The organism is Paenibacillus sp. USDA918EY, from assembly GCF_009870825.1.
GTDB lineage: Bacteria > Bacillota > Bacilli > Paenibacillales > Paenibacillaceae > Paenibacillus_AQ > Paenibacillus_AQ albilobatus.
Window position 1 is genome coordinate 109,735 of the sequence record NZ_WTWY01000006.1, and the last position, 26,247, is coordinate 135,981.

Genomic DNA, 26,247 nt, shown 5'->3' on the forward strand with positions numbered 1-26,247 from the left:
CTTTATATTATGCCCGCTTCCCCAAAAAAGCAAGCAAAACATTTTTGATCTTTGCGTTTGCAGGCCGAACCGCTATCATGGAAATATCAAACAGCTTTTAGGAGGGCATGGCCATGACCGACCCGTTTGTCCCCTACTCAGCTTCCCATCTGCTTATGCTTCTTTCGCTTCTCGCCGCGTCACTTCTGCTTTATGCGTTCCGTTACCGCTTACGCGGCAGCCCGGGCGCCAAAAAGTTGCTCCGCCTTTTCCTGGCCGCGCTGCTCGCCGTTTCGGAAGCGGTCCTCGATGCGTGGAATATCGCCGAAGGGACGTGGAACCCGAGGTATACGCTGCCTTTGGAGCTTTGCAGCATCACTCTTTTGTTGTCCGTTGTCATGCTGTTGACACGCGGCCGGCTGCTTTATCAAATTTTGTTTTTCGCCGGGATCGGCGGCGCGCTGCAGGCTCTTTTTACACCCAATCTGGTTTACGGCTATCCGCATATCCGCTTCTTCCAGTTTTTTATCGCCCATATGCTGATCATATTGGCTTCGCTGTACATGACTTGGGTCGAAAACCATAAGCCGACCTGGAAATCCGTCGGGGTTGCGATGATTTTTCTCAATATCGCCGCCTTTATCGTCGGCGTGCTGGATTACGTTTTGGACGCCAACTACATGTTTTTGATGCATAAACCTTCTACGCCGTCCCTGCTTGACGTTCTCGGTCCGTATCCGTATTATTTGCTGGCCGAGGAAGGCATTGCCCTGCTTTTTTTCGCCCTCATGCAGCTGATCTTTTTCGTTCTCCCGGAAAAATGGCGGCGGAAAAGCGCATTGCGCGGGCCATCGGCCATGTAAACCTCCCGGAGAGGGAACGTCGCTTAACAGCCTGTTCAAGTACTTTACGGCCCCCGTTCCCTTCCATAACACCTTACGGCTTCGTATCTTCGTTGTACGTTTGCCGCCCCGGAATTATAATGATGGGAAAAGCTTTACCTTTTTTGCGGTTAGAACTCGTAAAGGAGCTTCCCAATCATGACACAGCCCAAAGTGGTACAAAACATCACCGAACTGATCGGCGGCACCCCCGCCGTCCGCCTGCACCGCCTCGTAACCGCGGAGGACGCCGAAGTGTACGTCAAACTCGAATATTTCAATCCGAGCCGAAGCGTCAAGGACCGCGCGGCCTTCAACCTGATTGCGCAAGCGGAAAAAGACGGTCTGCTTAAGCCCGGCTCCACGATCATCGAACCGACGAGCGGCAACACGGGCATCGGACTGGCGATGAACGCCGCCGCCAAAGGCTACCGCGCCATCTTGGTTATGCCGGGCAATATGACGAAGGAGCGCATCAATATTTTGAAGGCGTACGGCGCGGAGGTCGTGCTGACGCCGGCCGCCGAACGGATGCCGGGTGCGATCCGCAAGGCGCTTGAGCTCAACAAGGAAATTCCGGACAGCTTTATTCCCCAGCAATTCGAAAACAAAGCCAATCCCGACATTCACCGCCAGACGACGGCATTGGAAATCATCGAACAGATGGATGGCCGTCTGGACGCCTTTGTGGCGACGGCGGGCACGGGCGGAACGATTACCGGCACCGGCGAAGTACTCAAGGACAAGATTCCGGACATCGGCATCTACGTTGCCGAACCGAAAGGCTCGCCCGTGCTGTCCGGCGGGCAGCCGGGTCCGCATAAGCTGGTGGGGACAAGCCCGGGGTTTATCCCTCCCATCCTGAACACGAACGTATACGACGAAATCTTTCAGGTGAGCGACGAGGATGCCATCGGGACCGCCCGCAGGCTGGCGAAGGAAGAGGGCATTTTGGTCGGACCGTCCTCCGGCGCCGCCGTATGGACGGCCCTGCAGGTGGCGCGGCGGCTGGGGCCGGGCAAACGCGTGTTGTGCATCGCTCCGGATACCGGTGAACGTTATTTCAGCATGGGAATATTTTAGTTTTGCAAAAAAGCCGCCCCCGGAGCACAAACATGCCCGGTACCGCCATGGTACCGGGCATGTTTTTTTAATACAAGTGTATATAATTCCGGGGTCCCCGCAAAGTACCTGAATCGGCTTCGAAACCAAAGCCCCGCTTTTGTGCGATGAGGGGTGTTTTACGGGAGAGGATGCCGGACCGCATCCGCAGTTCTCTCCGCCGCTTGCTCGTTTTCCTTCACTTTTTTCAGCTGCGCCACGATGATGATGCTGATGACGACAAGCAAAAACCACGAGCTGATTTTCCCGATGTGCACAAGCCTCCAGGCATGATCCTGATCCGGGTACTGCCATGCGCCGAAAAAGGTCGAGATGTTTTCCGCCACCCAGATGAAAAAGCCGATCAGGAAAAAGGACAGCACCAGCGGCATGCGAAAGGTTTTGCCGGCCACGTCGAAGTATACCCAGGTTCTGAAAAATACGACGACCAGCAGCAGCGTCAGCCACCAGCGCAAATCCCATAGGTAATGGTGGGTGAAAAAATTCAGGTAGATCAGCACGCTGATCCCGACGGTCCACACCGCCTTCGGCCAGTGGCGGATACGCAGGTTCAAATTGCGCCATGCCTGACAGATGTAACTGGCCACGCTCGCGTACATAAAGCCGCTGTAAAGGGGCACCCCGCCGATTTTCGTCCAGCCTTCCTCCGGATAAGACCATGAGCCCATGTGTACCTTGTATAGTTCCAGCACGAGGCCGATGACGTGAAACATGCAGATGACCTTGAACTCATCCCATGTTTCCAGCTTGAACATTAGCATGAGCGCTTGAGCGAGAATGCACACCGCCAGAATGAAATCGTATCTGGAGACAAAGGGAATGTGAATCAGCTTCGAAGCCGCGAGCGTCAAAAAGATGACCGCGGGAAAAATGCAGGAGCGGGCCTGTTGAAGGCCAAAAATGATGAATGTCCGTATCGGGTTCATAGTCCCCTCCAAATTAGGTATGTATGGTTCGGCACCGATCGATGAAAGCGGCTGAAAACGCCTGCCGCGTTCGGCAACGATTCTCCATGCCGTTTCATCTTCCCGAATGAGAAAGCAAAATTTTAGCATCTTCCCTATGTTATAACTGTGTCAAACAGGAATGCCAAAAAGGCGCCTGTTAACGATAAAGGGAGTTGGGAACATGAGCAAGTTGACGGGAAAAACCGCCCTGGTAACGGGCGCCAGCCGCGGAATCGGACGTGCCGTCGCGAAACGTTTGGCGGAAGAAGGCGCGCTTGTCGCCGTCCATTACGGGAGCAAGCATGCCGAAGCCGAGGCGATCGTTCAGGAAATCAAGCAGCAAGGCGGCGACGCGTTTGCCGTCGGAGCGGACCTCCGTTCCATGGAAGGCATTCGGCAGCTGTTTGCTTCGCTGGAAGCATTGATGCAGGAACGTCTGCAGGACAGCGGCCTCGACATTTTGGTCAACAATGCGGGGGTCGGCCTGCCGATCCCCATCGAAGAGACGACGGAGCAAGCTTTTGACGACGTCGTGGCCGTCAACGTCAAGGCCCCGTTTTTCATCATTCAGCAGGCGCTTCCCCGTTTGCGGGACGGCGGGCGCATCATTAACCTTTCCTCCGCCACCACCCGAATATCCCTGCCTGTCGTTGCTGCGTACAACATGACAAAAGGCGCGATGAATGCGTTGACGCTTTCCCTGGCGAACCAGCTGGGCGTGCGCGGAATTACGATTAACGCGATTCTCCCCGGTTTCATCGAGACCGACATGAATGCCGACAGCCTGGCAACCCCGGAAGGCCGGAAATTCGGCGCCGATTTTTCGATTTTCGGGCGCTGGGGCCAGCCGAAGGATATCGCCGATATCGCCGCTTTCCTCGCTTCGGAGGACAGCCGCTGGATCACCGGTCAGCTGATTGACGCCAGCGGCGGATCGCATCTGTAATGGCTGTCTTCATCAGAGCTTGACGATTTGCGCGGGATGAGCCGTAAACCGAAAAAATCCAGCACTTCAACAGTACTGGATTTTTTCGCTTGTGGCTTAAGGAATATACTGCTGCACGATTTGTACGACTTTGCCGTCCTTTATGGTCAGGTGGTACGGGAAGCTTTTCATGTCCATCAGCTTGTCGTTGTTCATGATGGCCACGTATTTATCCAGCGATACCGGCTCGTTCCACTGGATTTCCATGCCTTCGTACGTTCCGTCGTGGTCATACAGCTGCATCAGCACCTTGGCATCCGGGGCAATCTCGTAAGTCTCCAGCGTCTGATCGTCGTTGACGATGTAATAGCCGTCAGGCGCGCCTCCCAATTCTTCGGCGGCTTCCGGTTCCCGTTCCTTGAACTTCCGATCGGCCGCGTCGCCTTCATACCATTCGATCGGATCGGCTTGGACGACAAGGTGTCCGTTCTCCTGCTTTATCGAAGAAATCAAAGCTGTCACTGTGTCCTCGCTCGGAGGAACCGGGGTATATTCCTTGTCCGTTCCGACTGCGCTGGCCGACGTTGTCATAATGAGCAGGGCGATGATGAGGGTAGCAAACAGCGTGATTTTTTTCATTGAAAATATCTCCTTTAATGGACCAAGTATTTCATTCCATATGATCCATTACCCTGCCGAGTTATTTTCAAACCGAATGTTGCAAAAAAAGTTCGAAATGGCTCCGATCGGGCGTGGATCTCTTATAGCTTCACTATAAAACATCCCGCCGCGCCAAATCGTCACAATTAGGTTACAACCACATCAAATTGTTGTCATGTTCAATGCGCTTTCAATCAGGCTTTCGCTTTGCTGCGCGTCAAAATCGATTTCAGTTCATCCAGCCGGTGGATCTCATGCGTCGGCACGATTCCCGTCGAGTTCGGAAGACGGTTCGGATTATACCAGCACGTATCGATGCCGACGTTGTTGCCGCCTTGAATGTCCGAGGTCAAGGAATCGCCGACCATCAGCATTTTTTCCTTGTCGGCGCTGCCGATCTGGGCAAACGCATGCTCGAAAATGCCCGTCTGCGGCTTCTGGAAGCCCGTATCCTCGGAAACGATCACCGCCTCGAAAAAGTCCTTCAGCGCCGACCGGTTGAGCCGCCCGAACTGCACCTGCTTGATGCCGTTGGTGATGGCCGCGATGCGATAGCCGTTTTCCTTTAAATATTGGCATAACTCAAGCGCTCCCTCAAACACAAACGATTGCTCGGAAAGGGATTGAATGTAGCGGTCGCTGATGGCTTGCGCGTCCTCATTCAGCTTTTGCTCGAGGCAAAACCGCCGGAAACGCTCCACTTTCAGCTCCGTCGAATTGATCAGGCCCTGCTCAAGTTCCTTCCAAAGCCCTTTGTTGATCCGGTTATAACAATCGGTGATGCCCGCATCCTCCGGATCCAGATTCAAGCTTGCCAGAACGTAAGCCAAGGCGCGTGCCTCGGACATTTTGAAATCAAACAACGTTTCATCCAGATCGAACAAAATCCACTCGTAAGACAAGTTGCAAGCCTTCCTTCTATGTAAAATGGGCTTATGTCAGCCTTTATTCTATCCTAGTTTAAGGGAAAAGTCGCATTTTATCCACCTTGGGCGGGGACTCTCTATCCGGCTTTTTTCCGTTTCGTCGGCATAAATAAAGCACACAGCCTGCCGGAAAATCTCCGGCATCCGCCATGCGCTTGTTTTTGAGGATCATCATTACGATTTTCGCTTGAAAACCGCAATGACATCCCTCGAGTGCCCTTGGCCGGCGTTCGTGTCAAAGCAGGAGACCAATTCCCAGCCTTTCATGCCGTATTCGTTCAGCAAATTTTCGAACTCCTCTTCGTCGACCTTTCCTCCCAAAAAACCGCCCGTTTGATATTTGACCGTTTTGTATTCCCAATTCTCCATTATTTAACGCATCCTTCCGTTAGGTGGTTCCAATTTGTCCAGCACCACGATGAGCAGCGTCGCCAAGGGACCGATCAGCAGCGAAATCAAAAACCAGTTCAGGCCGCTTCGGTTTTTTCCCTGCGCCAAACCGGCGTTGATCAGCGCCAATGTCCCCCAGCCGACGACATAACCGCCTGTCCCGTTATTCATGGTCAAATCCCCCTCATCACTTTTATCACGAAATCCAGATGTATATCCGAAAAAGCCGTTGAAATCCGGTCAATACAGTCTCTTCATTCATTATTGTTGTTTTTTTCAATCTGCTACATCCTCCGAGATTTTTCTGCCAAATAAATATCCAGCGCCTTAAGCGCCCGGACGGCAACGCGGATGAACAAAATCATGCACGTTATGCCAAGCGCGGCAAAAGCCAACATGATCAAGAATGGAATAATTGCAAAAATACCGCTGCCTGTTACCGTAGTAGTATCCATAGCTATCCTTCCTCTCGCCTGTGATTTCATGCCTTCGGAGGCTTTTCCCGAATTATTCCATACTGGAATATGCCTCCGTTACGGACATCGGAATGAGCTCTTGGTGGAGCATTCCCCCGTTATCTTTCCAGCTCACCTCCATGTGCGACCGGCTTAGGTCCGCTTGCGATTCCGCGAGCTCCCAATCCGAAACGGTGCCTTTAATGGAGCTGATATGCCAGGCTGCACTGGGAATGTCGATCGATCTACCTTTGCTGGTTTCGGCATAGCTCAGGACGGGTTTCGGACTTCCTTCACCCGGCCGTTCAAAAAATGCGTAGCCGAAATAATCGTACGGTTTGAAATGATCCGGATCTCCTATGTATCTCAGACTTCCGTTTCCCCTAAAAATGCCGGAGGCCGTCCGTATGATTTTAAAATCTTCTACCTGCCAATACTTACTTTGACCATTTAACGTAAAGGCTTCCCATTCTTTTCCGCTATCCGGGAGTTTGGCGGGTCCGCTTAACCGCGGGATCAGCAAACCAAGCGTCACCCCGTTGGAGGCCAGCAGGAGCACAATAACAACGATATACCACCTTTTCCCCATCTCTCCCTCCTCCTTCCCCGCATTATAAAGAAAAAACAAAAGTTCCCCGGCCGGATGTCATTAAAAAAACGATTAGAACTTTTCTTTGCAACAATTACCCACTATTTTACATGAAAACCTATATCAGGTGAACTAAAAAACGAAACAAATCCGGCAGAATTCGCTTGCCTCGTTTTCCTGGGAAAAATAAAATGCCCCCATTCCGGAACAACCGAAACAGGGGCATACAATGCATTGACGGCTTAGAACGTTTCCTTCAAATAAAACGGCTTGCATTTGCTTTCAAAATAACTTTCCAGCCCCGAGCTGCCGTTCAGCTCGACAAACTGCACTGGTGGAAATTGCACCTGTACCGATTCAGCGACCTTCCCCGCTTCGGCAAGGATTTGATCGCCTTTACCGATGTAACTGATCGCAATCATCGTGCGCGGCGCTTGATCCGTGCGGGGGTTAAACACCTGGGCGTTGTAGGCGCAGATGACGTTTTTCAAACGCTCAAACACTTTGCTGAGCTCGTCCAGCAGCTCCGTCGGCGGCTCCGCAGGTGGACCGATCATCGTTTGCGTGTTTTTTTCCACCACATAGGCTTCTTGGGCGTTAAAGACGGAGCCGTTCAGGATCGCTTCGATTTCCTGCGCGGTAAACTCTTTGCCGAAAGCGGAGCCCGGGTTGAGCAGCAAGTCCGCACCCTTCGTTAAATTAAAAAAATGCACCGCATTGATCGCCAAATATTGAACAGGCTCTTGAATAAAGGCCTGCATGCGGGTCAAAGAAGAAAATATCGGGATGTACCGTTTCCCGTTCATTTCAACGCTCAACAGCTGGATAGACTGCCCTGCGGACAGTTCGGTTTTTTCCTGAACGGGGTTTGTCCCGCCTTGAATCGCGTAAATTTCGGAATTTCGGAGTTCGTAATAAAAATCGGGTCTGGCGGAAGGCTCGTTGACGGCTTTGATCAACTTTTCTTCCAGCGTGTTCGTTGCCTCAAAAGACATGGTTGATGCTCCCTTCAGGAAAGTATCGGATAAGGACCAATATAAGTAGTGTACCTTTCTTTGGCTGTGAACTAAAGCCCTAATTCCTTTGAATCTGTTTCAGGGAATGATCTCTTGGAGAGCTTCTTCCAGCGTTTTATATTTGAAGTCGTACCCCGCCCGCATCAATCGTTCCGGAATGACCCAGCGGCTTTTTAAAATCAATTCGGTTTCCGTCCGAATGATTCTTGCCCCGGTTTCAAGCATCCACTTGGAGGCCGGCAGCCCGAAAGGCATGTGCATCGCCCGGCGGAGCTCCTGCATCAGCTCTTTGTTCGTGACCGGATTCGGGGCGGAAACGTTAAAGACGCCGCTAAGCTCCGGATGCTCCTTCAAGAATAAGATGATGCCCAAAATATCGTGGAGATGGATCCAGCTGAACCGCTGCCTGCCGGGCCCCTGAATGCCGCCTAGGCCAAAACGGACGAGATTGCGGTATGGAGTCATGACCCCGCCGCCCCGCCCTAGCACGATCGCAATTCGCAAAGCGGCTTGACGGGTATGCGGAAGCTGAAAAGAGAAAAACGACTGCTCCCAAGCCTTGGCGACATCCACCGAAAATCCGGAGCCGATCTCCCCGGCTTCCTCGGTCATCGGACGGTCTTCGGCATGGCGGTAAATGGTTGCCGTGCTCGAATTGATCCAAAGCTCAGGCGGATGCTCGCAGGCAAGCACGGCTTTTCCGAGAATTTCCGTCGTTTCGGTCCGGGAATGCAAAATTTCGGCTTTGTTTTTTTCATCGTACCTGCAGTTAACCGATTTGCCTGCCAAATTGACGAGCAGATCCGCATGCTCAAGAGCCTCGCGGATGCCTTCCCGATCCTCCCACGAAATATGGCCGGGCCGCCTGGAGATGATCCGCGCCTCCCAGCCGCGCTGTTTGAATTCCTGTTCGAGATATGTTCCGATAAAACCGGTCCCGCCCGCGATCACGATTTTTTGTCTCACCGTTTCCCTCTCCTTTTCCGTCATGTGGGCCGTTTGCGCGTTCTGCGGCGATAGTAGAAAAACATGGCGGCTGCGGCAAGCAGCACAATGATTGGAATGCTTAACCAGACCTCGCTTGGCCCGCCTGCCGGTCCGGCATACGCCCCTCTGTATTCGGCCTTGATGTAAGCGCCAATGCCCGTTTTTACGGCAATTTGCTCCTTCGGGCTGATCCCTTTGATTTCATGGTACGTCGTCCCCTTCGGATAAACATTCGAGAAGTTGCCGCCGTATGTGCCTTCGCGGTCAGTATAACGGGTCACTTTTCCAAGTTTTTTCCCGATCCGATCCGAATCTACCTGCTCCGCGGTCACTTCATAAGTACCGTGATTGTACACGACAAAACGGTACGCCCAGCTGGCTGAAGCTTCCGCGGATATGCACAGGAAAAAGATGCATACCAGCAAGGTTAGCTTTTTCATGCCGTCCTCCGATCAACGTCGATTAACGTACTTCTGCCGTGAACTAACGGCGTCTTAGCGAACGTTTCCCTTGAGCGTTAAAACATGAATCCGCGATTTATCGGCCCACCCCGTCACGCCTTAAAATGTTCCTTGATTTCATCCTGCGGGTCCCATTTGGACCAGGCCGCTTCCAGCAGATTGCCTTCGGGATCCCGGAAATAAAAGTATTTGGCTTCACCCTGGCCAAGCGTACGCAGTTCGTCCACCTGAACGCCAGCGTTTTTCAGCTTGTCATATGTATGCTCGATGTCCTCGCAGTTCAGCGCCATGATCGGAAAAGGTTGGCCGTTTCTTCGGATTTCCAGCGGCTCCTTGTCGCGGGTTTCGATCAGCAGCAAGGCAATGGAGTTTACGTGCGGATGATGCAGGACCGCCAAAAAGGAACCGCGGTCTTCGAATTTCTCCATCAGCTTGAAGTCGAGATGCTGCGTATACCAGGCAATCGATTCGTCGATGCGGGTCGTCGGCACGTACACGTAACCGATCCGCAGGAAAGAAAACGTCATTATAACCCCTCCCAAAAAAGTCATTTCGTTGCTTGGACAAGTCCCCATTACATTTCGTTCAGTTTCAACGCCTTAAAGTTGTTGACCAGATAATGCACCCCGGAGGCCAGCGTCATCAGCAAGGCAAGCAGCATCAGCAGTTGATCCACCCGTATATAGGTAAACCATTGGAACGGAACATTTTCGAGCATGACGGCGACGATGGCGACGACCTGGGCGACCATTTTCCATTTGCCGAACCGGTCGGCGGCCAAAGCAATTCCCTGCGCCGAAGCGATCATCCGCAGGCCGGTGATGACAAACTCTCTCCCGATCATGATCACCGCGACCCAAGAAGCGATCATGTCGGCCTGCACCATCATGATCAGCGCGACGGAAATAAGCAGTTTGTCGGCCAGAGGATCGAGCAGTTTTCCCAAGTTGGTGATCTGGTTGTATTTTCTGGCGATATAACCGTCCAGTTTGTCCGTCCCGGAAGCCAGCACAAATATGGCAACCGCCATGTAGGATCCGTATTCATTCAAAAACCGGAAGACCGCGGCATCCGCCAGCTTGGCAGGCCACTCGGCGAAAAAGAACATAAACAGCGGGATGAGCGCGATCCGCGCCAATGTGATCCGGTTAGCCGTATTCAAAACTGTGTTCCTCCTTTCATTTTTCCTGCGGATTGCGGCTGCCCCACTCGCTGTAAAATTGCTGCAAATACAGCTCCATGAACGCATGCCTTTGCTCGGCCAGTTCCTTGGCGTACGGCGTATTCATCAAATCTTTAAGCTTCAGCAGCTTTTCGTAAAAATGGTAGATGGCCGTTTTGCCGGCTGACCGGTAATCCTCCTGCGCCAGCGCATCCGGGCTTAACTCCGGATCATGGATGATGCGGCCTTTGGCCCCCGAATAGGCAAACGTTCGGGCGATGCCGATCGCCCCGATCGCATCCAGACGGTCCGCATCCTGTACGACCTGCCCTTCCAGCGTGGCCATCGGCGGGTTTTTCCCGCCGTTAAAGGACATGTTCGCAATGATGTCCATCACCTTGTCGGTCAAATCTCCGTCTGCGGTATGCCCTTCCAGCCATGTTCTCACTTTTTGCAATCCCGCTTCCTTGCTCGCGTTCAGCTTCTCGTCGGCCACGTCATGCAGAAGCGCCGCCAGCTCGCACACGGTCCGGTCGGCGTTTTCCTTTGCGGCGATGTCGAGCGCCGTATTCCGCACCCGTTCGATATGCCACCAGTCATGGCCGCTTGCCTCTCCCGAAAGCACCTGTTTTACGAATCGTTCGGCTTCTTTTATAAGTTCGGCATGATCTGCTATCTTCATGTTTGTCTCTGCTCCCTTTGCGATGGCGGATTATTAGCTTGTTGAGAGCCTATCCGCTACTTATGATGTTTTACAGCGTTTTTCTGAAAAAGACCTCGCCGATCCCGCCCTCGTTGATGCCCGAGACGATCCCGGTTTCCTCGAAGCCGACATGCCTGTGCCAGCTTTGCGGTTCCGCTTCATTGACCTGCGACGAGCTGTACAGGTAGCGGTGACCGCGTTCTTTTAGATGTTTTGACGCAAAAGCCAGCAGCTTCTTCCCGATTCCCTGCGCGCGGCTGCTTTCTTTTACGATGATGAGGCCGATATACGGAACCGTGGACCATATGTATTCCAGGCGCAAATAACCAATCAATACCCCTTCGCTTTCGGCCAAAATCACTTCTTGGCGGCTCAGCTTCCACCGCAGAAATTCCGGATCAAAATGCGGATCCACTTCCCGTGCCTTTGGAAAATCCTCGGGTTCCCCGAAACGTATGGCAGGCTGCACAACGATCCCTCCTTGATTACAATATCGCTTTTATTTTATTATCCATTTTCAATCCTTGAAACCAATCGGTATGACGGGGCGACCTCCCATGTCTCATACGGGATCATGGCTTTGGCCTTCATCGCGTCAAGCGTGCGGGATTTTTGCTGTGGGCGGGTAATATATTGATCGATGCTGGATTCGGTGATTCGAACGTATTTGGCTTCCTGAATTTCTTCCGGTTGGATGCGGATCTCTCCGCTCACGTATTCGGCTTTAAACACAACCGAAAGAACGCGCTTCGTCGCATTGAAGTAAACGCCCGTAATTCCGACCGGACGAATCACGATTCCCGTCTCCTCCAGAAATTCCCTGCATACGGCCTGGTCCAAAGGCTCCCCTTCATCCACGTTTCCTCCAGGCATCTCCCATGTGTCGCCCCGCCAGTGCGTTCTCACGAGCAGCACCTCGTTTTGTTCGTTCATCAGCAAGGCGGAAACCGAAACCGTGTGCTTGGGCGGATCATGCTCCATGTCGATCGTCCTCTCTTCGCGTTATTTTGAACCGGTTCTTTGGCCGCTCACCACATGCCAGTGAAAATGCTTGGAGTCTTGGTATGCCCCGAGGTTGGTGATCACTTTGGCGGCGCCCGTGCTTAAAGTCATGTCCGCAGCGACCTTTTTGACGACCGCCATCAGCTCCAGCAAAAGCCCGTCATCATTGGATTCTTCCTCGGAAATCAGCGAGCCGACGTGAATTTTCGGTATGACGACGATATGATGTTCGTAGGACGGTCTTGTGTGGTGGTACGCCAAAACCCGCTCGGTCTCCATCACTTTGCGGACAGGCGTTTTCCCGTTTAAAACCTCGTCGCAATAAAAATCTTGGCTCACATCTTTTTCATAGACGACTATCTCTTTTCCATCCTGGTTGATCACGGATTTGACCGGAACCATCCCTTGCCCTTTCCAAAAACGGTGTCCCGGATCATTTTCCGCGATCACCCCTAAACGAAACGTCTTCACGCCTCTCTCCTTCATCATGCCGTAAAATAACTCCATTGCGCTTCGGCCAAACCCCTGTCCTTGCGCGTCCTTTCGGATTTGCAGCAGTCCGAGCCACGGATAACCGTCGTTTGGATTGTTCATCAAAAACTCCAGCACGCCTACGTATTGATCCCCGTCTTGAAGGAGAAACCGTTCCGCGCCAATGTTTTGGCCTGATTGAATCTCTTTCCGAATCTCTTCTTCCGTGAACACGTCCTTATCCTTCGAGATCCGATTAAAAAATGGATCCGAATTCAAAATGATCACTTCTTTATCCAAAAGCTCAGGCGTGGATGTTACCAATTTCATGGCGGTTCTCTCCTTTTTTACTTTTGAATCCGCTGATCTTGATTGCCCTTGTTCGATCCCCTGTCCTTTAGCGATCCTTAACAATGGGCAATGCTCCCGGATTTCATAGGGGCGTCGATGATCTCCGCGATTCGCTTCGCGATGTCATCCGGCGACGTCAGCTGTCCTTCCCGGTAAGCCTGCTCGAAATACGGAGCCAGCTCAAATTCCTTGCCGCTTTTGTTTCTGGCGGATGCCTGCAGCGATGTATCCACCATGCCGGGATCTATGGCAATCACTTCAACGCTGTCCGCAAGTTCGGTTCCCGCACACATCGTAAACATGTTCAACCCCGCTTTTGCGGCAGAATAAACGCTCATTCCCGGATTGGCGTAGGAGCCTGAGCCCGAGCTCACTTGAATGGCCTTTTTCCGCAGATCCCATGCTTTGGTCTCGCGGGTAAATACCGCGGTCAAAATCATAGGCGCCATCAAGGTGACACGAAGATTGGCTTCCATCTCCTCCGGCCGAATCGCCTCGATCCGCCGTAACGGCTCCAGCATCGCGGCATTATTCACCAGACCGATCATGTCCAAATCTTCCGGATTGATCCGACCCAATATGGATTGCAGCATAGGCTCAAGCCCGGCGGTCTGCATCAGATCAAAGGCGACATGCGTATAACCTGGACATTGATCCAACGATCCCGCTTCTCTTCTTGAAATGCCTACAACCCTATCCCCTCGTGCCAGCAAAGTTCTTGCAAGAGATTCCCCGATTCCTTTGGATGTCCCCGTGATGATAAAACAGCGCTTCGGCATGTGCTTCCTCCCGGCAAAATGCATATTATTCTAATCTCTTGGCGTACTTTTCCGTACCTGCCGTCCATTCAACCAATATTTGATCCGGAGCGTCTTCAGGTTTTCTTTCGAACTCCAGCTATATTCATATTCCCCGTCACCCGAAGCCTCGAAAGTTTCGACGCGATCTCCGGTGATGGTTAATATGGTTACGCGCTTTTTTTCATCGGCTTTCACGCGCCTGTATGTATTTTAAAATCTCTTTATTCTTCCGCACGACAATTCTTTTTGCCCTATAAGGCTCGGTGATCTCCATAATCTCCTTCATGTTCACTTCGTCAAATTTTCTGTTCCATACAAAAGCCATCTCGATCAAATTGTTAAAAGATTGCTTGTAGTTGGCCCGCTCAAGTCCAAGCCTGGTGCGCAGAAAACGGCGGATGATCCTGAAATCACGCACCCAGCGATTGGGCATAATTATAAAAATCAAATCGGCATGTTCAAAGCTCTCTTTTCCCCATTTGTGATGTACACCTTCAATAATCCACGTTTCACCGCTGACCGCTTTTCTTAAAAGCGCATCCCGGGTCTCCGCCGGAAATCTGCGCTGAACTTCGCCGCGCTCCCACACGAAATTGTCCGTTTCATAATGGGGAATACCAAACATTCGCGAACATTCGCGCGCGATATAAGACTTGCCGCTGCCGCATGAACCGATGATCCGGATTTTAATCGGTGCCACCCCCTCCAGGCGAATAAGCCGCCGGATAACATCTTTGAAGCATCAAAATGTAAATCAATGAGACCATGAGTCCCGATCCGATAAAAAACGAATTTCTGCCGTAAAGCACGATGGCGAGTACCGCGCCCATAACGAGATAGATCAGCACCCTTAACCAAAACCTAACCTTATATGCCATCCGTTCTAGTAACGTGTTTAATAGCCACTCATCCAGAATGAAAGATACCGCCGTTAATGAGATCATCACTTTAAAAGCCATGTACAGTCCGAAAACGAAAAAAAGAACGGCACTAACGACATCCATCCGCAAAAGAAGATATACAAGGCATGGGGCCAAACACAAGACGCAGGCCATAGACGCACAGCCAAATCTGCATAACGCCTTCGATAACCATGGCATGAAACGCGCCCTCCCCGGCGGATCACTTTTGAAAGCATATTTAATTCCAATTTTAATCGATGTTGGTTGTTATTGTATACGATTTCAGGGAAAATAGAGATAAACTAGCAGCAGCTGAAAAAGGAGAGATCAAATTGAGCAAATACGGAGCATATGTGAAGTTTACGGCCAAACCAGGGCAGCGGGACACGCTGTCCGACATTTTGCTGGAGGCGGCCGCCGCGGCTCGTACCGTGAAGGAATGCGAGGTGTATATCATCAACCTGTCGGATGCCGAACCCGATGCCGTCTGGGTCACCGAAGTGTGGAGCAGCGCCGAAGCCCATAAAGCTTCGCTCAATGATCCCGAAACGAAAGCGTCCATCGCCCGTGCCATGCCGCTCATTGCCGGCGTCGAATCGATCCCGGTGGTGCCTGTCGGCGGAAAAGGGTTATAGATGAACGGTAGGGGGACAACTGCCTCCTGTTCATTTTGGTGTTGCCGATCTACATGAAAAAGAAATAGACCGACCTTGTTGAGGTAACGGTCTATTTCTCGACTTGACTTATATGGCTGACTGCTTTAAATGCAGTTTTCATTTAACAAATTTCCTTCCAAGTTCATGACCAAGTAGCACGATAGGTACCAGCAGCAACCCAACGGGAATACTGAGTAAAATCTCTCCCCACGTTACCAATTCCTCATGAATCATTCTATAACCCAAGTATACGGTATAAGGAAGAACAAGAATCACAGCGCTTACGACTCCCGGCGTGTACATTCTTAAATACAATGTTTGCCCTAAATGGGTGAATACATGCAGCAGAAACAGCGTATTAAAAGATAAGAATATAAAAAACTTTTCGTGCTCTGCTGCCATAAAAGTAAATGGAATAAAAACAACAAATTCAAGCAAAACAGCAAAAGCAAATTGTCCGCTGGTGATATTAAACATTTTGTCCAACTGATTCCTTATTCTTGTTGGTACCTTCGTATAGACCCGATTTCTATTTTTCTTGATCCATGCCTCGACCCATATAATTTCTTCCAAGTCGTGGAGAAGAAAAACAACGATAAATAACCAGACCAGCGTTTGTAGTGTTACATCATGCATTGTTATGATCCCTCCCTCACTTGCGTAAATCTATGAAAAAAAAGCCAGCTTAATTCTTCCTGCCGATATAAAGCAGATGCGAAGCGGAGCCAAGCAGATACGGATTTTCGGATTCCTTGATGACGATGTCCATGATTTGACGATACGCCTCATCCCCCTGCCTGCGCCAATAATCCCACTGCTCGGGCGTCATGGCGCCTGCAATGCTGCTCGAACCGATCAGCTTCATGGTTTCAAAGCCTTGAGACTCCATAAAAGGGTTAATTTCGGCGATGTCAAAATAATAGGCTCCGGTAAAACGTCCCTCGTCCGCATGGTCAAACGTGCTGGTCCGCAAAAATTGGCGGATGCCCTCGACCGTATGGTTGGGCTTCCAATGTTCGGGGTGCATCACCGAGTTCATTAAAAATCTCGTTTGGGTCATGAAGGCCACAAATACAAGCCCGCCCGGCTTCGCGACCCGGTGCAGCTCCCGTACCGCCTTGATCCTTCCCTCTTCCGCTTGCAGATGATACAGCGGCCCCAGCATCAGCGCGGCATCAAAATGCTCATCCGGCAGCATGCCCAAGTCCCGGGCGTCAGCCGCATAAAATCCGTCGAATCGATCCTCGATCCGATATTCTGCGGCTTTCTTTTTCGCGATGTCCACCGAACTTGGCGTCAAATCCGTCAGCGTCATCCGGTACCCGAGTTTCGCCAGCTCGATCGCATATTTTCCCGGCCCGGCCCCATTGTCCAGAATACACCCCTGCTGCGGCAGCATGCTCTTGATGTGGTGCAAATGGATGATAAATTCGATCGGCTCGCGGTCCAGCCGGCCCCACTCGTCGAAACGGTTATAATAGTCTATCACTTTATCCATACGGCTACCTCCCGTTATAGCACGTTCACCCGCAGATGCCTCGATTCTTCAATCTTCTTCCGGATGTCCTCCAGCTTGCGCCGGTATTGCGGCCGATCCGGTTTGATCATCACGAACAGCCGGAACGCAAATAATTTCAAATATATCCACACATGCGTTTCAGCCTTCCGGTCATCGTGGAAAAATCCTTTTTTCATCCCAAGCCACTCCCCTGGAAAAAAGTTATTTTACCCGCGCCACAACCCTTGCAATGGAAGAGTCGGCCCGGATATACAGCGGCATTGCGATAATTTCAAACGACTCGATTCCTCTCAGCGCATCCAAATTCGCCACATTTTCGATCAGCAAAATGTCATGCTCAAACAAATACTTATGTACTTCAAACGGAAATTTGTCCGGCGACGGGGTATCCATCCCGACCAGCTTCACTTTTTTACGCACGAACAACTCGGCCAGCTCCAGGGTCAGCACCGGATAACCGGAAAAATAATCGCTTTGCCCGTATCGTTCCCCATAACCCGTATGGAGCAGCACGATGTGGTTATCCCGAATTTGCTCTTCATATGCCGCTTGGTATCCGATTTCCCGCTCGCCGCGAACGTCCAGCAAGCAGCCCTCACCGATGAATTTGTCGGGATCATATTCGCAAAGATAGATCGGCCTGTCGGTTAAATGCATCGGGCCGTCGATATGGGTTCCCGCGTGCATGTTGATGTTCAGCCGATGGTTGTTGTAATGATCCCGCTGCAGCGTTTTGTGCCGCTTTAGCTCGGTTGCCGTGTCTCCGGGGTATGCGGGCAGCCCGTCCTGGATCAGACGGGAAAGCTCGATATATTTCATTGAGGTTGTTCTCCTTCAAGTGCCGTTACAATTCGAATTTTTCCTTGATCTTCCGAGCGACGGTTTCCGGGTCGAGTTTGGCATTGTTGATCCGCAAATAATGGGGGTGCGTGATTTCGCCTTCCAAAGAGTTCAATCGGTAATTCTCCATCGTTTCCAGCAGGTCCCGCTCGGAGAATTCCGGATCGCGTTTGGTCGGTTTGTGGGCCAGTCGGTGAGGGCTTTTGTTGCGGGCAAGCCGCTCGTTTACATCCGCTTCCAGTTCGACATAATAGACCGTACCGCCCCGCTCTTCGAAAATACCGCTGATATGCTTGATGTAGTCCCAATCGCTTTGCAGATCAAACGCCCATACAAACGTAAAAATCAGCCCGGCCAAATCGCTTTTGGCCACTTCCTCAAAAATTTCCTGCCGGAACAGGCGGACCAGACGTTTCCCGGGAGCCGACCCGTAGCTGAAAAAGTTGGAGACGAGGTCGATCGTCATATGGTTATGAAACAGCTTTAAATCCGTCATTTTGACGAGCTCCTGCCCAACCGTCATTTTCCCGACGGCCTGCGGCCCGAATATAATGACCAGCTTCATGCGCGCGCACCTCTTTTCTTTTATAACGTGCCGATAACCGTCCAAATGCCTGATAACTAGATGATCCACAGCGCCAGCCTGCGGAACCATCGGTCATTTAGTCTTTCTGATCGCTTTGATGCCATGCGTCCTCTTTTTTAGCGTCTAAAAAATATGTATTACAACAAACTTTTGGTGCGGTACCAATAGGAATAGATTTGGCGGTAGCCCAGCTTTTCGTACAACCTGTGGGCGGGCGGATGATGCTGAAGAACCTGAAGGTAGCTTTGCGTCGCGCCGTTATCTTTTGCCCATTTCAAAATGTTCCGGATCAGCTGCTCGCCGTATCCCCGGTTCCGGTGCTGCTCGGAAGTGACAATGTCAAACAAACCGACCATCCGGTCCTCGATGACGCCAATGCCGCAGGCAACGGGAAAGGCCCCCTCGTACAGCGTAAAACATCCGGTTTGCAGCAAGGAGCCGGAAAACATTTTTGAAGTTACGTTCAGTTGATGCTCCGACAACTTGGGATTCAGTTTCGCTAAGGTCTCCAGCCATGCGGGAGTCGGCGATGCGAACACTTCAACGTCCGTGAGAAGCGGTTTGGCCGATGCGTCCAGATCCTCCAAAAGCATGTTGCAGGAAGGGTCGACCAGCGTATACCCTCTGGCTTCGAGCGCCTGATCCAATGAAGGAGGACCAAATGGCGTGATCTTAAACACGGTAGGCAGCCCCGGCTTGGCGTACAGATCCTCGCATTTGGCGATTTTCCGTTCCAGATGGTCTTCATCACGGCTGTAGATCGCGTTAACGGAATTGGAACGTTTGGTATACCCGTCGGCAAAACGGAGCAGCCATCCGTCATAGACCAGCGTTTGCAGCGCGGGCCAGGCATTCAAGGAATATTCTTCGATGCTTAGATGCAAGATGCGACCAGCCCCTTCCAAATGTAGATTGGTAGCATCATACAACAGGTTTGCGGGCCTGCTCAAGCATTATTTTTGCTCAAAGTCCGCCGCCCAGTTCCCGTTTCGGAACAATGGTTCCAGACTCCCGTCTTCAAGCTCGGTTGGCGTTCAGGTGATCCGTCTTCCTTTTTAATCCCTGGATATGCTCCTGCCAAACTTCAACCGGGTCCGCTGCGTCAATTCGGCTCATCGAAAATATCGCTTCCCACAAGGCCGGTACCCGGCTTTCGCCCGCCAATTCGGGATACACCGCATCCGCCCAGGCCCGGGTTGGCACATTGACGATGCACCAGTTTGTTGCTCCGCACATACCCAAGATAGGTTTGCCGGGCGGCTGCCGCGGCTCTGCGGGAAGCGGCAAGCTTGGCCGGATCCACGCTGTCGTACAAATTCGGATTTTCTCCATCCAATAAGAGGACGGCGCCGTCCGACTCGGCAAGCTGCTCCATGGAGGACGCAATCCACTTTGGATAATAATCAAAGGAAGCCTCCTCCGCTTCATCAAAGCGGAGCCGTGCCGTGACTTCGTCCTGCCATACCACTTGCACGTATTTAGCCCCTGCCTGGTAAGCCTAAGTACAATCAAAACGATCCCAATCGAGAACATGGCAACGAATCCACAAAATAAGATCCAGCGGCAGACGTAAGGTGACCTGGAACATAGCGAATACGCACTGAAAAAATCCCGATTATTACACTAAGAGCGATCAGAACCCAATATACGAGGGCAGGGATTGCCGTAATCGTTCTTTCGTCTTGCAGAAAGTAAATAAGGAACACGAGGAGGGAGAGAAGGAAAATCCCATTAAGCGCAAGAAATAGCTGCGGGGTACGACCTTCTCTCCTCTTTTTGTTTGGGATAGAAATAAAGATGGACAACAAGATAAGAACTCCGGATGCCATAGGGAGAAACCACATCATAATCATCCTTTCATAAATTTATTTTTACTTTCACATATTAAGAAGCAACCAATAATATCAATCATTTTTTTAAGTACAGCACAAGCGAATTGGGGGTATTAATGAAAGAAACACCAGAAAAAAATGAAATAAGTTGCTGTTCGTTCATCTTTGAGGGCCAAGGCATCACCGTATCATCGTGTCTCTTGTAGGTTTCATAATTTTCAATTAATCTCTAAGAAAAATACTTTATTTATATAAACGCAAAAAGAGGAGTGTGTTTCTTATGAAACAACCGAATGATGAAGAAAAAAGTGAAACCCAAGAAGAAATACCTTCTTTTAACTCCGTAACCGATCACTATAGAAACATTATGGGTGTGCCGACCAATAAGATCGATATGAAAAAAATGCCTCGTATCCTTCGCTATTTTGGGTATTTTGTATTTTCAATCTTTGCAGTATGCACTCTTCTTTTTATCATACTGTATATTGTACAGTTTTTCCGATAAGGAAAGAAAAACCCTTACAGTCTTGCTTTCAACTGTAAGGGCAAGGAACCCGTTTATTTATCCAACACCTCTTTATTTACAATGACAGAGCCTTTTGCTTCCTCAAGGAGAGTCTTTTGGAAGTTTCCAAACGCTGCCCCATCCCCTTTTTCGAATTTCCCTTCCGCTACTAGCTTATCATACAACTTGCCCATCAGCAGGGCTTTTTCGTATTGTTCCCTCGTCGATTCACTATTCCAGAACTCATCATCGGATAAGCCGGTCATTCCGATGCGATATTTCATAATTTCGCGAACAAGTTCATTGTTTTCCCCAGTAATGGAGAAATCGTTTAGGTAAGACCGCTCCTGCTGGATCACAGCATCCACTTCTTGAGGTGTGACTTCCAGACCTAACTTTTTCGCGTAGCTGACGGTCAGCTCTTTCTTCACCATTTCACCAATCAGCGTATCGTCGGAAAACGATGCAGAATTAAGGGACTTGGAACCGTTATTCTGGAGCTTGTTAATCATCTCCATGTTGCTCTTATAAAAAATAAAATCCTGTTTGGAGATTTGGAAGTCGTCCCCCTGAACCAATGGAACATCAGCCGCCAAGCTTCGCTTGTCTTTGTATTGTTCAAGTTTTCCTTTGAGTTCATCAAAGGTCGAACTGATAATTTGGGTTTTATCCGCCGACGGAGTAAAAGCATTAGCCGCGAACGCCGAGCCAACCAGCAACAAAGACAAGCAAGCGCCGCCAATAACTACGGTTAACTTGGATAATTTCATCGTGATTTACCCACTTTCTTTTATTTTTTTAATGCGAGATCGTGAATGAATCTTTCACAGCTCCGCCCCCAAAGCATGCATTCGGGGCAGGATATACATATCCTTCATTGTCAACACTGACGCTATAACTTGTAGTCAGTGATGTGCTCCAGCCGCTTCCGCTGTTCTTCCCAACGATGGTCGTTCCAGGATTCACCCGTAGGAGGAGTTTTGAGTTAAGCTGACCGAAGAACCGTTGAAATTAGTCGTATTACGAACATTCATACTGCTGTTGCAGCTACTAAGACCGTAGGAGCTGTCCGACTGAATGCTCGCATCCGACTTGGTATAGGTGTTCAGATATTTGTTTCCCCCAATATACGTGCTGGAATAATCCAAGATCGAAGCTGTTTTCGCTGAGACACTAAACGTCACGCCGCCATCGGGACCATACTGGAAAATAAATCCAGTGTTATCGTGAGTGTCAACAGCGGCAAATGCAGCGCTTGGCAACGCAAGCGCCAGAGACAAACAGGAAAGCATTACTAGGGACTTTGCCTTTTTCATGGTACATATCCTCCAATTAAGTAATTTTACCGCCTGTGTGAATCTCGCTGTTCATTATATATAACGCTGAAATCTGGCATAATCTAACGAAATATTTCAAAATTTATTTAAAAAAGAAACCGGCGTTATGTTCACCGATCTCTTGAAATTTTTTTTCTATTCATCGAAAAAATAATGAAACCTAGACCAATAACGACTAAAGCAACTCCTGACCATAAAGTGATCGTTGTAATCCGCCAAAAATAAGACGGAATATAGGTTAGTACAAAATCCAGACTTCTGGCCTCGGCTCTTTCTTGCACAGCATTGTATAGGAGTATTTTTTCAAACCCACTAATGACTAAAAAAACAAGCCGCTACCTAATAACACTAATCCGCTTGAAAAAATTGAAATCACCGTCCTTCTTGGATGTATGTCTATATAACGATCTCAACCTCCACAATCTAACGACAAACACAAAAACTTTTCGCAGCCCATACGATTCCTCCCATTTCTAGTTATGCGGTATACTAATAATAAACAAAACGCCGCAAAAGTTCTGTTTCACATATAACAATCATCGGGGGAGTCTTATGGAACAATGGTTCTATTTCATAAGAAGCCCACTGGACGACCTGGATGAAACGATTCAAGAGCTGGTTTATCGTTCTTTTTACCAATTCGTCTACCGGGATATAAATTTCATGGTTCGTGACCATGCGCTTACGGAAGATATTATTCAAGATGCCTTTATGAAGGCCATTACCAAAGGACCTAAGATGCAAACCGACACGAACATTCCTGCCTGGATCAAGCTAATTACACGCAATACTGCCTTGGATTATTTAAGAAAATTAAAACGGGACCGTCAGATATTCGCAGAACCTTTCGTTAATATAAGTGACATGGCTCTCGATGAAGTTAGTGTGGCTAGCATGGTTGAATCCAAAGAAAGAGACGAGATGCTTCATCAGGCAATTGATGAATTAAAATCGGAGTATCGCACGATTTTGCTTCTATTTTACATGGAGGGGAAATCGTACCGGGAAATTTGCCGGGAACTGAACATGACTGAATCCGTTCTTACCCAGCGTTTGGCGAGGGCGCGAAAAAAATTGCTTCAACACTTTTTAAGAAAATGGACTGATGACAATGAATGAACATAACCATGAACAGGATCGGATCATTCAAAAGGCGGTAAAGGACTACTATGATCGCATCGAGATTCCCGACCCCACGCCATCCTGGCAAAAGGTTCATGTTCGATTGCAGAAGAACCGCCGAAAAAAGAAAAACTTTTACCGCTTGAAAATCGTAGCCGCTGTGATCGTAGCTGCGCTTGTTATTGATGTCGCCGCTGCAGGCAATATCTCTAAAACGTATGCCAGTATGTCTACGCTGTTTCGGGAGGTCAAGGACCGCATAGTGGAGTTTTTCTTTACAATGGAAGATCAAGATACATCTAAGGCGAAAACGAGTCCCCCGCCCGAAACAAGGATTACCGATGAACCGGCATCCGTTCCGGAAGAAACTACACTTGAGGTTGCTAAAACCAAACTATCCTTTCCGCTGCTGTTGCCTAGTTTTGTACCGGAGCATTATTCGCTTGATGCGGTTCGCATTTTTGGAGAAGCCAACGGCTTGTATCATAATGTGTCTTTGGAATATGTGAATGACGCCCAGGATATTTTTAAAATCAGCGAGCGTGTACTTGAACCAGGATCGACCAGTGTAAAGAGTGACATTTCTGCGGACGCAGGAACGATAAAAGAAATCATGATAAAAAGCAACCAAGGCGTGCTCGTTATTTTGCCGGAAGGCTTCGTTACTTTGGAATGGCTCACAACCGATCGGATTAAGGTATCCGTATCCGGAAAACTGACGGAATCCGAAATCTTAAAGCTGGCAGAATCTTTACAATAAGAAGCGAACGGGGAAACCTGTTCGCTTTTTTGCCAGTCCTTATAAAATGGAAAGTCTTCTTGCTCCTCATCCTCTCCTGGCATGCATGCGGAAACCCTTTTCCTTCCCCAATCGGTACAAATAAAATAAAAAAATATCCGTTAGACGTTAGAATGGTTGATTCATTTTCGTTATATATGTGAAGGCTGAATTTCAATACCATTGAAAGGAGGGCCGGTTTGTTTATATTAGAGAATCATCTAAAATAGAAGGGAGTTAGCGATTCATATGAAAATGAAAAATTTCATCGTTTCCATTGTCTCGTTCGCTTTAGTTTTTTGTTTTTCCTTTCCGGCCTTTGCATCTGAAAAAAATAAACAAGAACTCCCGTCGAATGCAGACATCATCGTGAATGAAATTATATCCGCACATGCTGGGCAATACTCCCTTTCAAGCGCCAGCGATCCTAAAATCGTTGAGATGGACCAAGGCTACGCGGTCCAACTGGAAAGTCTGACCGCAAACGACGAAACAGTTGTGACGACCATCGTTCCTTATAAAGTAGATGAAAATGAAAACTTGGTAAATAGCTTCGATTTCTTGTCCAAAATCAATGCACAGAATCAAAATGTGATTAAGCCTATGGATACTTCGGAAGTTCCTACAACTTTTGTTGATGTTACGCTAACTGTTCGAACATCCTATGCACATTATTTTTCATTAAAAAATGTTGCCAACTTCTATCGTCATGCAGGAATAGAAGCTTGGTGGTCCTCAAACAATTCTACGGTGAGCGTATCAAATATGAGAGTTTGGTATGATACCAGAGGAGAACTTTATAAGTATCCGGATTGCATCGATAAGCCACTTAGCGAAACGAAAGTTCAAGATGATTATTTCATCAGAAGCAGCATTGAAAAGAGTAACCCAACGAAAGGTTCCGTATATATTGATGGTAACCATACCATGCCATTAGACAGAGTTGTTTTGCTTACCGATTATTTTAATCATGGCGGACTCATTTATTTAAAGCTTGATTACACTGTAAATGGCAAAAGCCGTTCGGATGACAGAAGCTACTATGTATACTCCAAATAAAAGGACTGAACTGCATGCGCGAAACTAGACGAATTTTCGGAATTATTATTTTTTCCATCTTGTGTATCGTTCTCATTGGTAGTGGCTGTTCTTCCAAAGCAAATCCATCTACAGGGGGAGGGGACTCTAGCCAACTCCTGAAAAATGTTTATAACGATGGCGTTTTTGTTTTCGGGGATCTTCCTTGGCTGACCACCAAGCAGGAAGTGATGAAACAAAAGCAACTGGATGACAGTAACTCGGAAAAGGGAGATGTTTTGAAAGCGGAAGAATCATTCTCATTCAACAATTCCTCACTAAAAAAGATAGTAATTTATCGGTTTTCAGATGACAAATTTGTATCCGGCGAATATTTATTTTCTACGACGGACAACAAACTTTTTGCCCAATTCTGCGAGGAGCTTAAAACAAATTTGTCAAAGACACTTCCCAAACCGAACGCGAATGATCTAAACATTTTAGATGGTGCAGGCGATGCTTCTGCACAGGGGAAAAACGTTTCATGGGAAGGAAAAGACCATAGTACACTAACGGTCAATTTATTAACCGCCGAACAGGGGAAGGATACGGAATATCTGTTACAAATAAAAAGCTCTTCTCCCCTTCCCGAGCGACAAGGATTAAAGCCGTGATTGATAAAGAATGGAGCCGTGCAATCGCACGACTCCATTCTTTTAATCCCTCCTCTTCAACATCCGCGGCGCACTTCCACGCTCGTCCTCAAGGGAATTATGTATTTATTCAGGTATCAAGTACGAGGATGAGTAACGGTATCCGGATTCTACAGTCGTGCCCTTTTTTGCCCAATGATAAGATTTTGTCCGATAGTAGTAACCGGACAAAACCGAAATATCTCGAATAGAAGAATACGCATAGGCCGTATTGCTATCTTCGACGCTCGCTCCAAAATAGACATCGATCCATTCCGAGCCTGTCCAACGCTGCAAGGTGAGCTGAACGCCGATTTTATCCACACGGACAGTTCCATAACTCTCGCCCCATATGTTGACTTTTTGTTTCCCTTGATCGGTTAGGTATCCTTGCCCCTTTTCCAAGTAATCGAAATTGGGGTCGAATACGGTAAACGGGGAAACGAACGACGGCGGAGGTGGTGTTTTCGCATGAGCGGCCGCGCCGGTGTCTTGAGCGAATGCCTGAACAGGCAGCAAGAGCATTACGGCCAGCCCCAATAATACAGTGATACGCCGAATTAAATTTTTCTCTACGATCAAAGTGCAGCCTCCTTAACTATTTTGGGTTCAATTTATATAACGAATGTAACTC

At 49.2% G+C, this 26,247-nt stretch carries 37 protein-coding genes and 2 pseudogenes; 9 read left to right on the plus strand and 30 right to left on the minus strand.

All coding sequences use genetic code 11. The features are described 5' to 3' along the window. Nucleotides 1–113: 113 nt before the first annotated feature. Nucleotides 114–842: a YwaF family protein gene (locus GQY55_RS14320; RefSeq protein ID WP_236575610.1), complete on the plus strand. Its 729-nt coding sequence runs from the start codon at nucleotides 114–116 to the stop codon at nucleotides 840–842. Nucleotides 843–1,019: 177 nt separating this feature from the next. After that, on the plus strand, nucleotides 1,020–1,943 hold the full coding sequence (gene cysK / locus GQY55_RS14325; RefSeq protein WP_160042513.1) for a cysteine synthase A: 924 nt from the start codon (nucleotides 1,020–1,022) through the stop codon (nucleotides 1,941–1,943). Nucleotides 1,944–2,101: 158 nt separating this feature from the next. On the opposite strand, the gene GQY55_RS14330 is transcribed toward cysK, so the two are convergent. Next, nucleotides 2,102–2,908: a DUF817 domain-containing protein gene (locus GQY55_RS14330; RefSeq protein ID WP_160042515.1), complete on the minus strand. Its 807-nt coding sequence runs from the start codon at nucleotides 2,906–2,908 to the stop codon at nucleotides 2,102–2,104. 202 nt (nucleotides 2,909–3,110) lie between these two features. On the opposite strand from GQY55_RS14330, the gene GQY55_RS14335 reads away from it, so the two are divergent. Continuing rightward, complete coding sequence (locus GQY55_RS14335) at nucleotides 3,111–3,875, plus strand: SDR family oxidoreductase (protein WP_160042517.1); 765 nt, start codon at nucleotides 3,111–3,113, stop codon at nucleotides 3,873–3,875. Nucleotides 3,876–3,971: 96 nt separating this feature from the next. Here GQY55_RS14335 and GQY55_RS14340 read toward each other — a convergent pair whose 3' ends face one another. The 19 genes and pseudogenes from GQY55_RS14340 to GQY55_RS14425 form a co-directional block, all read right to left on the minus strand. Next, complete coding sequence (locus GQY55_RS14340; RefSeq protein ID WP_160042519.1) at nucleotides 3,972–4,493, minus strand: hypothetical protein; 522 nt, start codon at nucleotides 4,491–4,493, stop codon at nucleotides 3,972–3,974. Between the two features lie 215 nt (nucleotides 4,494–4,708). Next, a complete protein-coding gene (locus GQY55_RS14345; RefSeq protein ID WP_160042521.1) occupies nucleotides 4,709–5,416 on the minus strand; it encodes a YjjG family noncanonical pyrimidine nucleotidase in 708 nt (235 codons plus the stop codon). Nucleotides 5,417–5,614: 198 nt separating this feature from the next. After that, complete coding sequence (locus tag GQY55_RS14350; RefSeq protein ID WP_160042523.1) at nucleotides 5,615–5,809, minus strand: DUF4177 domain-containing protein; 195 nt, start codon at nucleotides 5,807–5,809, stop codon at nucleotides 5,615–5,617. A gap of 3 nt (nucleotides 5,810–5,812) precedes the next feature. Next, nucleotides 5,813–6,001, minus strand: a complete 189-nt coding sequence (locus GQY55_RS14355; RefSeq protein WP_160042525.1) for a hypothetical protein — start codon at nucleotides 5,999–6,001, stop codon at nucleotides 5,813–5,815. Nucleotides 6,002–6,114: 113 nt separating this feature from the next. Next, on the minus strand, nucleotides 6,115–6,315 hold the full coding sequence (locus GQY55_RS14360; RefSeq protein ID WP_236575611.1) for a hypothetical protein: 201 nt from the start codon (nucleotides 6,313–6,315) through the stop codon (nucleotides 6,115–6,117). Nucleotides 6,316–6,337: 22 nt separating this feature from the next. Further along, the gene (locus GQY55_RS14365; protein ID WP_160042529.1) at nucleotides 6,338–6,874 is read right to left on the minus strand and encodes a hypothetical protein; all 537 of its coding nucleotides are present in this window, start codon (nucleotides 6,872–6,874) and stop codon (nucleotides 6,338–6,340) included. A 242-nt stretch (nucleotides 6,875–7,116) separates the two neighbouring features. Next, entirely contained in the window at nucleotides 7,117–7,869 is a 753-nt protein-coding gene (locus GQY55_RS14370) for an enhanced serine sensitivity protein SseB C-terminal domain-containing protein (RefSeq protein WP_160042531.1), read from the minus strand. Between the two features lie 99 nt (nucleotides 7,870–7,968). Beyond that, the gene (locus tag GQY55_RS14375; RefSeq protein WP_160042533.1) at nucleotides 7,969–8,856 is read right to left on the minus strand and encodes a TIGR01777 family oxidoreductase; all 888 of its coding nucleotides are present in this window, start codon (nucleotides 8,854–8,856) and stop codon (nucleotides 7,969–7,971) included. Between the two features lie 20 nt (nucleotides 8,857–8,876). Beyond that, the gene (locus GQY55_RS31030) at nucleotides 8,877–9,317 is read right to left on the minus strand and encodes a hypothetical protein (protein ID WP_201452162.1); all 441 of its coding nucleotides are present in this window, start codon (nucleotides 9,315–9,317) and stop codon (nucleotides 8,877–8,879) included. Nucleotides 9,318–9,430: 113 nt separating this feature from the next. After that, entirely contained in the window at nucleotides 9,431–9,865 is a 435-nt protein-coding gene (locus tag GQY55_RS14385) for a VOC family protein (protein WP_160042535.1), read from the minus strand. 47 nt (nucleotides 9,866–9,912) lie between these two features. Beyond that, the gene (gene pgsA, locus GQY55_RS14390; protein WP_160042537.1) at nucleotides 9,913–10,500 is read right to left on the minus strand and encodes a CDP-diacylglycerol--glycerol-3-phosphate 3-phosphatidyltransferase; all 588 of its coding nucleotides are present in this window, start codon (nucleotides 10,498–10,500) and stop codon (nucleotides 9,913–9,915) included. Nucleotides 10,501–10,516: 16 nt separating this feature from the next. After that, complete coding sequence (locus GQY55_RS14395; RefSeq protein WP_160042539.1) at nucleotides 10,517–11,182, minus strand: HD domain-containing protein; 666 nt, start codon at nucleotides 11,180–11,182, stop codon at nucleotides 10,517–10,519. Between the two features lie 70 nt (nucleotides 11,183–11,252). Beyond that, on the minus strand, nucleotides 11,253–11,672 hold the full coding sequence (locus tag GQY55_RS14400; RefSeq protein WP_201452163.1) for a GNAT family N-acetyltransferase: 420 nt from the start codon (nucleotides 11,670–11,672) through the stop codon (nucleotides 11,253–11,255). Nucleotides 11,673–11,710: 38 nt separating this feature from the next. Beyond that, complete coding sequence (locus tag GQY55_RS14405) at nucleotides 11,711–12,184, minus strand: NUDIX hydrolase (RefSeq protein WP_160042541.1); 474 nt, start codon at nucleotides 12,182–12,184, stop codon at nucleotides 11,711–11,713. 21 nt (nucleotides 12,185–12,205) lie between these two features. After that, complete coding sequence (locus GQY55_RS14410) at nucleotides 12,206–12,544, minus strand: HIT family protein (RefSeq protein WP_268895020.1); 339 nt, start codon at nucleotides 12,542–12,544, stop codon at nucleotides 12,206–12,208. A 15-nt stretch (nucleotides 12,545–12,559) separates the two neighbouring features. After that, nucleotides 12,560–13,006: pseudogene (locus tag GQY55_RS31395) on the minus strand (GNAT family N-acetyltransferase); the annotation flags it as partial. Nucleotides 13,007–13,083: 77 nt separating this feature from the next. Beyond that, nucleotides 13,084–13,806: an SDR family NAD(P)-dependent oxidoreductase gene (locus tag GQY55_RS14415; RefSeq protein ID WP_160042543.1), complete on the minus strand. Its 723-nt coding sequence runs from the start codon at nucleotides 13,804–13,806 to the stop codon at nucleotides 13,084–13,086. 202 nt (nucleotides 13,807–14,008) lie between these two features. Beyond that, nucleotides 14,009–14,527: a hypothetical protein gene (locus tag GQY55_RS14420; protein WP_236575612.1), complete on the minus strand. Its 519-nt coding sequence runs from the start codon at nucleotides 14,525–14,527 to the stop codon at nucleotides 14,009–14,011. Beyond that, nucleotides 14,514–14,786, minus strand: coding sequence for a hypothetical protein (locus GQY55_RS14425; RefSeq protein ID WP_236575613.1), 273 nt, complete (start codon nucleotides 14,784–14,786; stop codon nucleotides 14,514–14,516). Before GQY55_RS14425 ends, GQY55_RS14420 begins: the two co-directional genes overlap by 14 nt. Before the next feature lie 275 nt (nucleotides 14,787–15,061). On the opposite strand from GQY55_RS14425, the gene GQY55_RS14430 reads away from it, so the two are divergent. Continuing rightward, nucleotides 15,062–15,364 (plus strand): putative quinol monooxygenase, encoded by a 303-nt coding sequence (locus GQY55_RS14430; RefSeq protein WP_236575614.1) that lies wholly within the window; start codon nucleotides 15,062–15,064, stop codon nucleotides 15,362–15,364. A 138-nt stretch (nucleotides 15,365–15,502) separates the two neighbouring features. Here the strand turns inward: GQY55_RS14430 and GQY55_RS14435 are convergent, their stop codons facing one another. The 7 genes and pseudogenes from GQY55_RS14435 to GQY55_RS14465 form a co-directional block, all read right to left on the minus strand. Beyond that, complete coding sequence (locus tag GQY55_RS14435; protein WP_160042549.1) at nucleotides 15,503–16,021, minus strand: HXXEE domain-containing protein; 519 nt, start codon at nucleotides 16,019–16,021, stop codon at nucleotides 15,503–15,505. Nucleotides 16,022–16,070: 49 nt separating this feature from the next. Continuing rightward, nucleotides 16,071–16,883, minus strand: a complete 813-nt coding sequence (locus GQY55_RS14440; RefSeq protein WP_160042551.1) for a class I SAM-dependent methyltransferase — start codon at nucleotides 16,881–16,883, stop codon at nucleotides 16,071–16,073. A gap of 14 nt (nucleotides 16,884–16,897) precedes the next feature. Then, nucleotides 16,898–17,080, minus strand: a complete 183-nt coding sequence (locus GQY55_RS14445) for a hypothetical protein (protein ID WP_160042553.1) — start codon at nucleotides 17,078–17,080, stop codon at nucleotides 16,898–16,900. A gap of 25 nt (nucleotides 17,081–17,105) precedes the next feature. Then, nucleotides 17,106–17,723, minus strand: coding sequence for a cyclase family protein (locus tag GQY55_RS14450; RefSeq protein WP_160042555.1), 618 nt, complete (start codon nucleotides 17,721–17,723; stop codon nucleotides 17,106–17,108). A 25-nt stretch (nucleotides 17,724–17,748) separates the two neighbouring features. After that, a complete protein-coding gene (locus GQY55_RS14455) occupies nucleotides 17,749–18,309 on the minus strand; it encodes an AAA family ATPase (RefSeq protein ID WP_160042557.1) in 561 nt (186 codons plus the stop codon). Between the two features lie 158 nt (nucleotides 18,310–18,467). Further along, on the minus strand, nucleotides 18,468–19,214 hold the full coding sequence (locus tag GQY55_RS14460; protein WP_160042559.1) for a GNAT family N-acetyltransferase: 747 nt from the start codon (nucleotides 19,212–19,214) through the stop codon (nucleotides 18,468–18,470). Nucleotides 19,215–19,347: 133 nt separating this feature from the next. Next, nucleotides 19,348–19,804 (minus strand): annotated as a pseudogene (locus tag GQY55_RS14465) (aminopeptidase). A gap of 638 nt (nucleotides 19,805–20,442) precedes the next feature. Between GQY55_RS14465 and GQY55_RS14470 the strand changes: the two are divergent. Next, nucleotides 20,443–20,667, plus strand: a complete 225-nt coding sequence (locus tag GQY55_RS14470) for a hypothetical protein (protein ID WP_160042563.1) — start codon at nucleotides 20,443–20,445, stop codon at nucleotides 20,665–20,667. Between the two features lie 53 nt (nucleotides 20,668–20,720). Here GQY55_RS14470 and GQY55_RS14475 read toward each other — a convergent pair whose 3' ends face one another. Together GQY55_RS14475 and GQY55_RS14480 are read right to left on the minus strand one after the other, a co-directional pair. Beyond that, nucleotides 20,721–21,437, minus strand: a complete 717-nt coding sequence (locus GQY55_RS14475) for a SurA N-terminal domain-containing protein (protein ID WP_160042565.1) — start codon at nucleotides 21,435–21,437, stop codon at nucleotides 20,721–20,723. Between the two features lie 192 nt (nucleotides 21,438–21,629). Then, the gene (locus GQY55_RS14480) at nucleotides 21,630–21,983 is read right to left on the minus strand and encodes a hypothetical protein (protein ID WP_160042567.1); all 354 of its coding nucleotides are present in this window, start codon (nucleotides 21,981–21,983) and stop codon (nucleotides 21,630–21,632) included. Between the two features lie 573 nt (nucleotides 21,984–22,556). On the opposite strand from GQY55_RS14480, the gene GQY55_RS14485 reads away from it, so the two are divergent. The 4 genes from GQY55_RS14485 (at nucleotide 22,557) to GQY55_RS14500 (ending at nucleotide 25,595) form a co-directional block, all read left to right on the plus strand. After that, a complete protein-coding gene (locus GQY55_RS14485) occupies nucleotides 22,557–23,123 on the plus strand; it encodes an RNA polymerase sigma factor (RefSeq protein ID WP_160042569.1) in 567 nt (188 codons plus the stop codon). Beyond that, nucleotides 23,110–23,886, plus strand: a complete 777-nt coding sequence (locus tag GQY55_RS14490) for a DUF4367 domain-containing protein (protein ID WP_160042571.1) — start codon at nucleotides 23,110–23,112, stop codon at nucleotides 23,884–23,886. Before GQY55_RS14485 ends, GQY55_RS14490 begins: the two co-directional genes overlap by 14 nt. 267 nt (nucleotides 23,887–24,153) lie before the next feature. Then, nucleotides 24,154–24,963, plus strand: coding sequence for a hypothetical protein (locus tag GQY55_RS14495; RefSeq protein ID WP_160042573.1), 810 nt, complete (start codon nucleotides 24,154–24,156; stop codon nucleotides 24,961–24,963). A gap of 14 nt (nucleotides 24,964–24,977) precedes the next feature. Beyond that, a complete protein-coding gene (locus tag GQY55_RS14500; RefSeq protein WP_160042575.1) occupies nucleotides 24,978–25,595 on the plus strand; it encodes a hypothetical protein in 618 nt (205 codons plus the stop codon). Between the two features lie 105 nt (nucleotides 25,596–25,700). Here the strand turns inward: GQY55_RS14500 and GQY55_RS14505 are convergent, their stop codons facing one another. Beyond that, entirely contained in the window at nucleotides 25,701–26,195 is a 495-nt protein-coding gene (locus tag GQY55_RS14505) for a hypothetical protein (RefSeq protein ID WP_160042577.1), read from the minus strand. Between the last annotated feature and the right edge of the window lie 52 nt (nucleotides 26,196–26,247).